General features: G+C 36.4%; 13 protein-coding genes. 3 read left to right on the forward strand and 10 right to left on the reverse strand.

What is annotated here, in order from left to right:
* Positions 1-5: 5 nt before the first annotated feature.
* The 6 genes from M3166_RS15445 to M3166_RS15470 form a co-directional block, all read right to left on the reverse strand.
* A complete protein-coding gene (locus tag M3166_RS15445; RefSeq protein ID WP_251690748.1) occupies positions 6-509 on the reverse strand; it encodes a QueT transporter family protein in 504 nt (167 codons plus the stop codon).
* A gap of 152 nt (positions 510-661) precedes the next feature.
* Positions 662-1384, reverse strand: coding sequence for a 3-oxoacyl-ACP reductase (locus M3166_RS15450; protein ID WP_251690749.1), 723 nt, complete (start codon positions 1382-1384; stop codon positions 662-664).
* A gap of 57 nt (positions 1385-1441) precedes the next feature.
* A complete protein-coding gene (locus M3166_RS15455; protein ID WP_014822646.1) occupies positions 1442-1663 on the reverse strand; it encodes a DUF2829 domain-containing protein in 222 nt (73 codons plus the stop codon).
* Between the two features lie 105 nt (positions 1664-1768).
* A complete protein-coding gene (locus M3166_RS15460; RefSeq protein WP_014822645.1) occupies positions 1769-1912 on the reverse strand; it encodes a hypothetical protein in 144 nt (47 codons plus the stop codon).
* Positions 1913-2617: 705 nt separating this feature from the next.
* Positions 2618-3469, reverse strand: a complete 852-nt coding sequence (locus M3166_RS15465; protein ID WP_251690750.1) for a DegV family protein — start codon at positions 3467-3469, stop codon at positions 2618-2620.
* 168 nt (positions 3470-3637) lie between these two features.
* Complete coding sequence (locus M3166_RS15470; protein ID WP_251690751.1) at positions 3638-4492, reverse strand: dimethylarginine dimethylaminohydrolase family protein; 855 nt, start codon at positions 4490-4492, stop codon at positions 3638-3640.
* Positions 4493-4658: 166 nt separating this feature from the next.
* On the opposite strand from M3166_RS15470, the gene M3166_RS15475 reads away from it, so the two are divergent.
* Positions 4659-5393 carry a YqcI/YcgG family protein gene (locus tag M3166_RS15475; protein WP_251690752.1) on the forward strand — a complete coding sequence of 245 codons (735 nt, stop codon included), beginning with the start codon at positions 4659-4661 and terminating at the stop codon, positions 5391-5393.
* A 184-nt stretch (positions 5394-5577) separates the two neighbouring features.
* On the opposite strand, the gene M3166_RS15480 is transcribed toward M3166_RS15475, so the two are convergent.
* Together M3166_RS15480 and M3166_RS15485 are read right to left on the reverse strand one after the other, a co-directional pair.
* On the reverse strand, positions 5578-6429 hold the full coding sequence (locus tag M3166_RS15480; protein ID WP_251690753.1) for a DegV family protein: 852 nt from the start codon (positions 6427-6429) through the stop codon (positions 5578-5580).
* 220 nt (positions 6430-6649) lie between these two features.
* A complete protein-coding gene (locus tag M3166_RS15485; protein ID WP_251690754.1) occupies positions 6650-7552 on the reverse strand; it encodes an NAD(P)/FAD-dependent oxidoreductase in 903 nt (300 codons plus the stop codon).
* Positions 7553-7918: 366 nt separating this feature from the next.
* Between M3166_RS15485 and M3166_RS15490 the strand changes: the two genes are divergently transcribed.
* Positions 7919-9922, forward strand: a complete 2004-nt coding sequence (locus M3166_RS15490) for a methyl-accepting chemotaxis protein (RefSeq protein ID WP_251690832.1) — start codon at positions 7919-7921, stop codon at positions 9920-9922.
* A 121-nt stretch (positions 9923-10043) separates the two neighbouring features.
* On the opposite strand, the gene M3166_RS15495 is transcribed toward M3166_RS15490, so the two are convergent.
* Positions 10044-10997: a zinc-binding dehydrogenase gene (locus M3166_RS15495; protein WP_251690755.1), complete on the reverse strand. Its 954-nt coding sequence runs from the start codon at positions 10995-10997 to the stop codon at positions 10044-10046.
* A 156-nt stretch (positions 10998-11153) separates the two neighbouring features.
* The gene (locus M3166_RS15500) at positions 11154-11351 is read right to left on the reverse strand and encodes a hypothetical protein (RefSeq protein WP_251690756.1); all 198 of its coding nucleotides are present in this window, start codon (positions 11349-11351) and stop codon (positions 11154-11156) included.
* Positions 11352-11595: 244 nt separating this feature from the next.
* Here M3166_RS15500 and M3166_RS15505 point away from each other — a divergent pair, with 244 nt between their 5' ends.
* On the forward strand, positions 11596-12285 hold the full coding sequence (locus M3166_RS15505) for a hypothetical protein (protein WP_435368085.1): 690 nt from the start codon (positions 11596-11598) through the stop codon (positions 12283-12285).
* Positions 12286-12294: the final 9 nt, after the last annotated feature.

Genomic DNA, 12294 nt, shown 5'->3' on the forward strand with positions numbered 1-12294 from the left:
AATTTTTATTTTGTAAAATCAATTTTCTTTTGCAATAAATAAATTGTGACGCCGCCTACTAGCATTGAAAAGGCTTCTCCCACTGCTACCATTCCGTACGTTGGCCAAAATGGCAGATCAAAAACAATCATCAACTGGGCTGCAACTGTAAACATGGATGCCGTAAAAATAATACCGGTTACAACAATTTTTAACACTAAGTTTTTCATATTTTTTGTAACGATTCGGCAAATAACCAATACAATCAGTGTAGCAATCCCGCCTACTGGTACATCAATCCACCACATCGGTGAAAAGAGGTTCGCAATGACTACACCTAATGTTACTGCTACTATGTAACGTTTATGGAATAGCACTAAATAGTTAAACATTTCCGAAAGCCTTAATTGTACGGCTCCGAAACTAATGACAGCCAAAACAAGCGTCACTGCTACATAAAGAGAAGCAACGATCGCAACTTTTGCTGTTTCATGCACGCTGACACGTGATGATGAAACAGAATTTTCCATTATTTAATTTCCTCCTTTATAAAATAGCTTGTACTGGCTATTTTACTGATAACTATGACCAAAGGAGCATGGGTGCTAGTACCCTGCCAAAGTGCCATAGTGTGATTTTGCACCCATTCATTATGGAGTAAATATTAAATAATGGCAATACTTTATTTGTTCATCCATCCACCATCAATCGGTAAAATTGTTGCATGCATATAATCGCTTGCTTCACTCGCTAAAAATAACGTAACATTTGCAACCTCTTCCGGTTTGGCCCATCTGCCCGCAGGTGTTTGCTCAGCTACTAACTTCGCCATTTCGCCTGACCCTTCAAAATCGGCCGCATTCATCGGTGTTTCAATCGCACCCGGTGCAATTCCGTTGACACGTATTCCTTCCTTACAATAATCATAGGAAAGCTGTTTTGTATAACCGATTACAGCATGTTTGGAAGCGGTATATGCGGCTCCCCCGCCACCAGCAATCATTCCTGCAATCGATGCCATATTTACGATAACACCGCGCTTTTGGTTAAGCATTTTCTTCAATACTGCATTCGTTACTAAGAACATCCCTTTTACATTCACATTAAAGATTTTGTCCCAAAGTGCTTCTTCTGTTTCAAGTGACGGGACATACCCATCAAGGATACCGGCAGTATTACATAAAATATCTATTGATTCTAATTGTCCAATCGTTTTTTCAATAAACTGTTGATCTGTTACACTTCCTGCATAGTGATGATACTTGTCGTCTGTTAAATATGCTTTCTGAATATCGATCCCAATAACAGTAGCCCCTTCATTTAAAAAGGCAGCAGCTTGCGCTCGTCCGATTCCAGATGCAGCACCCGTTATAACGACGACTTTATTTTTAAATTGCTTTTCCACTGTAATTCCCTCCAAAAAAATAACTGACTTGCATAAAAACAAGCCAGCATAAATTCCTTATAGAACGATTTCCCAATCATCCGCTAAAATATCACAAACCGTCGGTGTAAACATCGTATACCCTTCACCTGTTACATTAATAACAAAATACGGGTTCATATCCAAGCCATCCAATGTAGTCGCAGGCACATATTTTACATATAGTTCAGCACCGCCCCAGCCTTTACGGATTATTTTCTCACCATTTTTTAAACGAGGCAAAATTTCTTCAAATGTCATATTCATCTTCCTTTATGTATTCATATTTCTTATACATATTATAACAATAAGTTGCGGAAATCACATGCACCGGGCATCAAAAAGATATCCCGGTGCATGGCATCCTTATGTTCCTCTATGCTTTGTAACTTCTTGCGGCGGGTTATTGTGAATTACTTGATTAAACTCTTTCGAATACTCTTCACGGCGATTCGTATCCTTTTTTTCTTTTTTGTTCTTAGTGAAGCTCGTTTTACTTTTTTTCGCCATACTTTTTCACCTCCTAAAAACGAATTGGATTCTTATTTATTTTGCTTATATTTAATGAATGTATGCTGTAATCAACTGAACACCAATTTATTTATATGAAGACAATTTTTAACGCTTGGAATCCAAATTATTTTCCGGAGAAGTTTTAAAACTTTTTGTATAAAAAATGATATATGACCTATACTATTAAAGATTTCACTTCAAATCTAAGTGACTGGGAGGGTTAACCCGATGAGTGCGAATGATCAATCTCAAAAGGACCAACAAAAACTGAATAAGCTTACACAGAGTATTTTTGGAGCAATCTAAAATTAATCTGAAAGCGAGGCAGTGTGTCATGGAGGATCATAAGTGGTAATCAAAATAAGAACCTGGAATTAAAAACTCCAGGTTCTTTCTTATTGTTCAGATGATACAATTGAACACCTCATAATTTTTATTTTTTTTTGCGATTAATGTTTAAAAAATGAAATACGGCCTATACTATTAAAGATTTCACTTCAAATCTAAGTGACTGGAGGGTTAACCCGATGAGTGCGAAAGATCAATCTCAAAAGGACCAACAAAAACTGAATGAGCTTAAACAGAATATTTTTGGAGTAATCTAAAATTTAATCTGAAAGCGAGGCAGTGTGTCATGGAGGAGCAAAAGTGATAATCAAAAAAGAACCTGGAATTAAAAACTCCAGGTTCTTTCTTATTTTTTTATGATTCGATGCCAGCAATACCAAATCCTCCAGGACCCGCATGAGTTGAAATCATCGCACCGGCCTGGATCCACCTTACATTTTCGAAACCGGCTTCCTTCGCCACTTCTTCTAAACGCTTCTTAATCTGTTCATCAAGTCCTATCGAGTAGATTAAATATAATTGCTTCCGATCAATATTGTATTCATTTAAATAATCCCTCATAAGTTTTTCTGCAACAATGTCCATCTTGCCACGGTATTTTCTAGTTGAAACGAGCTTACCTTCTTTTAACTCAATGCAAGGCTTTATTTTAAGCAATGCACCACCGATATATGCAATATTACTGACCCGTCCCCCTGCTTTTAAAAAGTCTAAACTTCCGGGCAGGAAAGCCAGCCTTGTTTTAGGGACAATTGATTCAACTTTTGCAATTAAGTGCTCATGGCTAATGTCAGGCTCTTCTTCAAGTAGATTTGCTGCATACATCACTACTGCACCTAATCCCCCCGTTACATTTAATGCATCAATCAGGAAAAGATCGTCAAAATCTGCTGCTGCAATAACCGCACTTTGAAAGGAAGCAGATGCTTTTGACGTATAGCCAATGTGAATGATAATGCTTTCAGGAAACTTTAATCGAATATTTGTAAACAAACCTTGATATTCATGGGTATTTGTCGCAGCTGTAGACGGAATTTTTTTCGTTTGATCATAAAAATCAAAAACTTCTTCTACAGACAGCTCACCGTCCAAATAATCTTTTCCATCCATAATAACGTGCATCGGTACTACTTGAATTTGATGTTTTTCAACTAGGTCCTTCGGTATATCTGCACCACTCTCAGTCGATAAAATAATTCTTTTCATTGTACCTTCCTTTCAAAAATGCAGTCACTGCTGCAATCTTTTTTGCGTATTCACCTTAAATATACACTAAAAAGGAAATGCGGGATGCACAACTTTTAGAATGAGCGTTGTATTAAATACATATATTAAAATCGAATGCGAATTAGGAAAATGTTAAGGCATCAAATTTTACTGCCTTACAATTGGCATCGAACAGCATCTGAACGAGCCGCCCGATTTAATGATTTCTGAAAAGTCGACTTCCAGCACTTCATAGCCATGCTGTCTCATTTGATAATTCACATCACGGTTAACCGGCAAGCTCAGCACACGATTTTGTCCAATAGAAAGTACGTTTGTCCCCATTGAAAATTGCTCGTTTTCGCTTACTTCGATTAAGTGATACATACTCGACAAAAGTTTGACTACTTCTGGTTTGAATGCATCCGGAAAAATAAGTGCATCTTTTGATGAAAGAATATTGAATACACAGTCTAAATGTAAATATTTTGGGTTAAACGGTATTGGAAGAATTTCATAATCGGGCAGTTCTTTTTGTAAATTTTGAATGGCTCTCTTGCATGTGCGATCACTAATTCCGACAAAAACTCTATTGCCGTCAATAATCACATCGCCACCTTCAATAGAATGTACAGAAAGGTTATGATAAGAAATTTTATTTTCATTCAGCCATTGCGCCAAAACTTCATCTTCACCTTGACGTATAGAATTTGCCATCTCTGAAACAAACAACTGATCACCAATAGTAAAACCAATATCTCTTGTAAATACTTGTTCCGGATGGTCTTTACTAGGTGGTAGTTTAATTACTTCCACACCAGCATTGCGAAGCGTTTGTTCAAACTTTCGATGCTGGGCTATCGCAAGATCTTGATCAATATTATCTTTCATATATTTTTTTTGAACATCATTAATTACTTCTTTAATTTCCATATATTTAGGTTCGCATAACACGACCTTTTTTAAAGTTCCATACTCACTTTGACATACTATTTGAGATTGCTTCGAAAATATTTTTACCATAAGTCATCCTCCAAGTTCTTGATTCACCTTATACTATTCCCTATTTTTGCGATTTCAAAAACTCTTTGTGATCATTACAAGGTGAATACTATTGTTTTAAGAAATTTTCGTTGGGGTATGGAATTGCAATAAGAATTAGGCGAAGAACATTAACGGAGGAGATAGTATGATTACGAAAGGGCAGGCACTATTAACAAAAGAAGATTTCCACAATCGAACGGACTTGCCAAGTTGGCTCTATAAAGAATATGAAACTTTTCATAATACAGTAACAGATAAAACATTCCCGTGCTTTTTTGGAATGAGCGGCGAATTAAAAGGCGAACTTCGCTATGCGTATATTGCACAGGACGACTGGAGTAACTTACCCCTCGCAGTAGAAGGTTTTTTAGATTTATTTAAACAGCCCGATTATAAAAGGCACGGTCTCTTTGTATTTGTTGAGCCTTTTGAACAAGAAGGGGCGCTAGATGATTACCGTCAACAGTTTTGGGATATCCTCCAGTACCTACATACAGTAGATAAAGTAGAATGGCCGGAAAACAGTCCTCGTGACCCGGACCATTATTTGTGGGATTTTCATTTCGCTGGAGAGCCTATCTTTGTATTTGGAAATGCTCCTGCATATAAGAAGCGCAAAACCCGCCATTTAGGAAATGCAATGGTACTCGGATTTCAGCCTCGTAAAATATTCCAAGGTTTAGAGGGTACCGAAAAAGGCGGTATTATGTCCAGGGAAAAAGTGCGGAAACGTGTGGAAGTTTGGGATCAGCTTCCGAAGCATCCCGATATCGGACACTTTGGAGATCCGACACATAACGAATGGAAACAATCCTTTATCGGCGACGATATCATACCTATCCAAGGTAAATGCCCTTTCCAGCACAAATCATCGCTATGAGTTTATATTTATAATAATAAAAGAACGAATCCACTGTGAGGATTCGTTCTTTTATCTATTTATTTTCAGGCTAACGCTCTCTTTTCAAACGAAATGACATAATAAGGGCAAGGCCGATATCCATACAATTTTATCTATACTGTATCTACCCCTCAATTATCGAAACGTTATAACTTTTTGTGAGCTAATATTCTAATCCAGCAATACCAACTCCTCCTGGACCAGCATGTGTAGATATTCCAGCTCCCGCTTGCATCCATTTCACATCTTCGAATCCTTTTCCCCTTGCAATTTCAACCATCCGGGTTTTAATAGTTTCATCAAGTCCTATTGAGTAAATCAAAAATAGCAGCTTTCTATCAATATTATATTCATTTAAAAAATCACGCATAAATTTTTCTGCTACTATACTCATCTTCCCGCGATAGTTTCTTTTTGAAACAAGGTTCCCCTCTTTTAATTCAATGCAGGGCTTTATTTTCAACAATGCTCCCCCAAGATAAACAAGATTACTGACTCTTCCACCTGCTTTCAAAAAATCAAGACTACCTGGTAGAATCGCAAGCCGTGTTTTCGGAACAAAGGATTCTATTTTCTCTATTAAGCGAATATGGTCAATGGAAGGTTCATTTTCAAGCAGAATGGCTGCATACATAACGATCGCAGCTAATCCTCCTGTTATATTTAATGAGTCCACAAGGAAAATATCGTCAAATTCTTTTGATGCAATGACCGCGCTTTGAAAAGTGACAGTTGCTTTTGATGTGCACCCAATATGAATAATAATACTATCCGGAAAATTAGATCTGATTTTTGAAAATAAATCATAATATTCCTGTACATTAGTAGCTGCAGTAGATGGAATTTTCTTAGTACGACTATAATAATCAAAAACTTCCTCTACAGAGAGTTCCCCGTCCAAATAATCTTTCCCATCCATAATGATATGCATAGGAGCTACTTGAATTTGATATTTTTCAACCAGTTCTTTCGGTAAATCTGCCCCACTGTCAGTTGATAAAATAATCTTTCTCATCGTATACACCTTCCAATTAACGCAGCCATTTCTGCGTACTTATTTATTTCCGATAGTTTTTACTGTAATATCAACTTATTTATAGATTAAATAAACCTCTAATATATTTATATGTAAGAGATAGATTAGCATAACCTGTTTAGACATACTCAATAGAAAAAAACGAATTCTTTTTCAAAAATCCGTTTCGTAAATTTATTGCTCTTTTTCTATTCCCTGATTAAAAACGTTCCTCCGTAAGATCGACATTTACTGAAACTGCGGCTTTATTTCCTCTGGCGGCCGAAATCATTAATGAAGACGGTCGGGCTGTTTCAGTTTCTCCAGCGATATAGACATTTTTCTCAGAAGTTCTGCCAACCCCATCCGTTATGACTTTTCCATTTTCATGTACCTCACAACCTAACATTTCCACAAGCTTATTCGGACGGTAATATGTTGGCGCTACAAAACCAAAAGAGCGTTGAAGCATTTCTCCTGATTCAAATTCTATTTTTTCTAAAAACCCGTCATTACCAATTAAAGTTTTTATCCGATCTTCTATTATTTCGATATTCCGCTTTTCTAACTGTGTTGCCGCCTCTTTCGAAAGTTCAAGGCCATTTGTTAAAACAACTAAATCCTTCGACCAGTTATATATTAATTTAGTCAAATGCAACACATGGTCTTCTTTTTCCGCGATGACCACCAAAGGCTTATCCCGCTGTTCCCAACCATCGCAGTATGGACAGCTAAATAAACTTTTTCCGTAGTAGTTTCTTATGCTAGGTATGAAAAAAACCTCTTGTATGCCTGTAGCCAGTATAACTTTTTCTGTCATATACTCCTTCTTATTAGATGCTTTGACAATATATCTTTCATCTTTATCCTTGGTTATTTCAGTAACTGTTGCGTTTACGTAGGATACTGATGAATAGTTCTCCAATTCCTTTAATCCTATTTCTCTAAACTCCAGAGGATTGGTCCGATCCCGTGTAATAAATCCACGAGCCTCATGCGTCACGCGATTGCGATTCGTGTTATCATCGAATAATACAACTTCTCTTCTAGCCCTGCCTAAAACTAAACTGGCACTTAATCCAGCCGGTCCCCCGCCGATTATAATACAATCCAATACATCCATTATTATCACCCACTCATTTTGTTTCTAATTTCATTAAATTCCCAGTACTTATATAGAAAAAACATCAATAATTTTTATATGCCCTATCTTGGATATTTTGAACCAAAAATCCAGAGCTATCCTTTAGTCGTAAATTTTCATATAAAATATTTCATAAAATGCAATGAATAATAAAATAAATCAAAAAATTATAACTTTTAAATATATATTATAATTTTCCGAAATATAGATAGACATAAGTCCCATAATAATATATTCTAATATTCGTCTTTAATACCCTCATTTTGGGATGAAAGTCAATACATAGGTAAAAGGTAGATGAAAATGCATATACTAAAAAATTTCAAGATAAAAACCAAGTGGATAGTGTTGATTTCACTCGCAATTATTTCAGCGGTCGCCATCACTGTTTTATTTAGTCAGTGGACAGTACGAAATATATTAACCGAAGAAAATGAACAGACTTCTGCTAATAATGCTAAAAATGCTGTGGATCAAGTGTCATTAGGTTTGGAAACTTATGAAACAAACCTTTTACAATTCGGTCAGGTTATTGAAACGATTTTACAAAAAAATCAAGTGGATTTTTTACATATCGATAAAATTACTAGCACTATAAAAGAGAACAATGAAAATTACTTATCCGTCTACTTCATGGATTTTAATTCCGGCAAACTGCATTCCACACCTGGAATAGATTATGAGTGGGATGTACGTGACTCTCAAACATTTGCAAAATTGAATGCAAACCCCAACATGCAATGGATGGACGTCTATTTGGATACTGGTATTAACAAGTTAATGACTTCTGTTATTGCCCCGGTATTTAAAGATAATAAACTTGTCGGTGCGGTCGGCTATGATATTGACTTCTCTACAATTGGTGAGATTCGTGAAGGGATCGAAGCAAAATCATCTTCAAAATTAATGATTGTCGATCCAAATGGATTGATTGTATCTTCATTTATCGAAGATGGGGACGGTAAGAATATCATTGCCGATAATTCCGGCAAGATTACTGGAGTTACCGATCTATTAGATACTTCCGAATTAGAAAAAAAGTTTAATTGGATGTCAGATGCTAAAAATGGGAACAACCAAATTGAACAGTTTGTATGGAATGACGTGAATTATACAGGTGAAATACAAGTTATCGAGAAGAATAACTGGCAAATTGTTTCTTTAGTAGATGAAGATAGTTATGTGCAACAGTTAAATAAATTAACGATTGCAGGCTGGATTTCATTAGCCATTGGTTTGATAATTGGATGTTTATTCGCCTATTTCATGGCACGAAAATTAGTGGATATTTTAAAAAGCTTTAAAGTAGTATTTGAAAAAACAGCAAGCGGTGACTTTATTTCACGTTTCGAAACAAAGTCAAATGATGAAATTGCAGACTTAGCCAATCAATACAACAATATGCTTGATGAAGTTCGTAATTTAATTAACCAAGTAAATGAAAATTCAATGGAAATCCAGCATTCTTCTAACAGTTTAGCTATTATTGCCAAGGAAAATGAGCAAGCGTTAAATAATGTCTCAAACAGCATTGAAGAAATTGCAATGAATACGAGCACACAGGCAGAAAAAATGCATGATGGTTCTACAGCTATTCATGTATTGGCTGATGGTATTGAATCTATAGAACTAAAAACTCAGCAAATGGTAAATGATGCTGACGAAGCATTGGTAGAAGTGCATACAAGTATTGATAAAGTTCAACAATTGGAAACATCTTATGCGAATTTAGAGCGAGCTTTCAATGAAGTAACGGTCGTAACCGGACAGTTAGACGGAAAAACGAAATCCATTTCGAAAGTAACAGATGTAATTGCCCAAATTACTGAACAAACAAATTTACTTGCGCTTAATGCTTCGATTGAAGCTGCTCGAGCAGGTGAGCACGGGAAAGGTTTTGCAGTTGTAGCAGATGAAGTAAGAAGCCTAGCAGAAAGTTCAAAAGCTGCAACAACTAATATTCAGCAAATCATTCTAAGTATTTTAGAGGATACTCAGCAACTCGTTCAAGTGATGAAGCAGACAAATGAGATTAGCGAAGATCAGAAGTTAGCAGTTAATACTGTAGATAATGCAATTAAACAGCTTTCCGATACATTGGAAAATATGAAAATGTCGATTTCAAACACGATGGAAAATGTTTTAACAATGCAGCAGCAAAAAAATGTCGTTGTCTCTTCAATAGCAGTTGTTAATGAAATGACAACAGAGGTTACAGCAGAGACGCAGGAAATTGCGAGTTCAATCGAAGAACAAACATCAGCTACTTCTGAAGTAACGACACATGCTACGCACTTAAATAAACAAGTTGAAAAATTATCTGAATCTGTTTCAAAATTTAAGCTATAGTAAGCAATTACAAAACAATAAAGGTCAACCTGTCAAAAATAACAAGCAGTTCAAATTTTACTTAAAATTTGAACTGCTATTTTTATGTCGTAACGGTTTAAATAGGATGATCTTAAATTTACTACTCAAATACTGCTACTAAACGACCTTTTACTTCATGATTTTTCAGTTTCTCGATACCTTTGTCGACTTCTCCAAATGGAATAGTAATCAGATTCGGACTCATTTTACCAGTAGAGAAGCAATCATATACTCCTTGTAAGTCTTCTACCGATCCACCATTGCTTCCTAAAAGTTTAATTTCTTTTGTAATCATTAAATACGTATTGATATTGGATTCCAGTTTCCCCATACCAACAATTACAACTGTGCCTTGTACTTTTACAGCTTCCAATGCATCAGACGTTGTTTGTCCAAAACCGGCAAAGTCAACAATGACATCACATTCAGCTTCTTTCATCTCTAAAATCGTATCGTAAACTTTATGGGCACCCAGTTCATCAGCAAGTTTACGCGCATCTGGAGAAACATCGGTTGCATATACTTCACACCCTTTAATTAATGCCATTTGTAAAGCAAATTGTCCAAGTCCGCCGATTCCGATGATTCCTAATTTTGTACCTTCTTTCGCTTGCCCGATACTAAAAAGAGCACGATAAGCGGTGATACCGGCATCTGTTGAAGCTGCACCTTCTACAAAGGAAACGCCTTCAGGGATAATTACACATTGATGCTCAGGAACACGCACTTTTTCCGCATAACCACCATCATAGTTATATCCGGCAGTTACTTTCGTTGCTCTATCCATCGGGTTAACGCCAACACGGTCCCCGACTTTAATGTTTTTCACACCTTCACCAACTTCAATCACTACCCCGGCGAACTCATGCCCCATAATAACAGGCCCATTAGGGAAAAGTGGCATCCAGCCTGGATCCTGCAATGCCGCTACATCTGAGTGGCATAGTCCAGCAGCTTTCACATCAATTACAACATGACCCGGTATTGCTTTTGGATCTTCTTTCTCAATCAATTCTAATGGTTTATTTGTACCTGAAAATAACCAGCCTTTCACAAAATCGCCTCCCAATATTCAGTTCCATCCTAGAATACCCTCTTCATTTCAAATCAAATCAAATCAAATCAACCTTTTTTATAGCACGTAAACCGATTCCAGCAGACGTAAAAAAAACCAAACCCCAAAAATATTGGGGCTAGGCTTTAGAATATCTTAACAGTCTTTATTATTCTGTTTTTGGTTTTTATTACGATTTTGATTTTGATTTTGATTTTGATTTTGATTTTGGTTAAAGTTTACTTCCTGAGCAAATTCTTCTCTGTTTGCTCGTGGTCTGTTAGCATTTTGATTTTGGTTCTGCTGTTTTTTGTTATCCTGAGTTTTATTGTTTTTATGTTTATTGTTACCCATTTCAACTCACCTCCACTAACAGTGTGTGTGGAAAGTAAATTTCTATCCCATTGTTTATCTAAAAGCTTTGCTGTAAATTTCACGCAGTTCGGTTGCGTTATCTTGCCAATTTGTCGCTTCCCCATTGAATCTAATATGAAATCCTCTCGAACACTTTCACAAACGCCGATGCGGATGAGTATGCTAATAAAAAAGCCCAAATTCATATTACTATTGAATCTAAAAGTTGAGAGGAATGGTATGAGTGTATCCTTTTTATACAAATGGTTTTACTTATCCGCTTAGCGCTTCCTATGCGCAACCCTTTTCCCAATATACTGCACCGCTTCGTCATTTTTTAACTCGGCAACAGAGCAATCTTGATCAGCGTTGTATAAGTAAAACAGAGGCAGACTATATGGCAATGAATCGATTACTTTGGATGGAGCATGTCAATTGGACCAGAATGACGATTATTAGCATTGTGTTCCAATTGCCTGATTTACCATTTGTCCAAAAGCGCCTCCTGCAAAACGCAACTGACTTAGGCAATTGTCTGCGCCCATTTTATGGCGACCAAATTGCGGATTACTACGCTAAGCTTATTCAAGCTCACCTAGTAATTGCTGCCGAACTTGTAACAGCTGCAGTCAAAGGAGATACAAACACGGTGAATGCTAAAGAAAAAGAATGGTATAAAAATGCGGATGACATTGTTTTATTTTTAAGCAATCTAAATCCATACTTATATAAAGATGCACTGCAGGAAATGTTCTATAAACATTTAGAGTTAACTAAAAAAGAAGCCGTGACAATGATTCAAAAAGATTATCAAACGGATATTGAATTGTTTGATGAAATTGAAGCCGAGGCATTGGCTATGTCCGATATGATCGCATCAGCAATTGTAATGCAATTCTTTTACCGATTTATGTGTCCACACAACTCTTATTAATAACACAAC

Origin of the sequence: Solibacillus isronensis (assembly GCF_023715405.1) — a bacterium.
Taxonomy (GTDB): domain Bacteria; phylum Bacillota; class Bacilli; order Bacillales_A; family Planococcaceae; genus Solibacillus; species Solibacillus isronensis_B.

What these genes read in the sequence shown, in the direction of transcription:
- M3166_RS15445 (WP_251690748.1), bottom strand. Translation starts at nt 509, where the DNA reads ATGGAAAATTCTGTTTCATCATCACGTGTCAGCGTGCATGAAACAGCA.
- M3166_RS15455 (WP_014822646.1), bottom strand. Translation starts at nt 1,663, where the DNA reads ATGACATTTGAAGAAATTTTGCCTCGTTTAAAAAATGGTGAGAAAATA.
- M3166_RS15460 (WP_014822645.1), bottom strand. Translation starts at nt 1,912, where the DNA reads ATGGCGAAAAAAAGTAAAACGAGCTTCACTAAGAACAAAAAAGAAAAA.
- M3166_RS15465 (WP_251690750.1), bottom strand. Translation starts at nt 3,469, where the DNA reads ATGAAAAGAATTATTTTATCGACTGAGAGTGGTGCAGATATACCGAAG.
- M3166_RS15470 (WP_251690751.1), bottom strand. Translation starts at nt 4,492, where the DNA reads ATGGTAAAAATATTTTCGAAGCAATCTCAAATAGTATGTCAAAGTGAG.
- M3166_RS15475 (WP_251690752.1), top strand. Translation starts at nt 4,659, where the DNA reads ATGATTACGAAAGGGCAGGCACTATTAACAAAAGAAGATTTCCACAAT.
- M3166_RS15480 (WP_251690753.1), bottom strand. Translation starts at nt 6,429, where the DNA reads ATGAGAAAGATTATTTTATCAACTGACAGTGGGGCAGATTTACCGAAA.
- M3166_RS15485 (WP_251690754.1), bottom strand. Translation starts at nt 7,552, where the DNA reads ATGGATGTATTGGATTGTATTATAATCGGCGGGGGACCGGCTGGATTA.
- M3166_RS15500 (WP_251690756.1), bottom strand. Translation starts at nt 11,351, where the DNA reads ATGGGTAACAATAAACATAAAAACAATAAAACTCAGGATAACAAAAAA.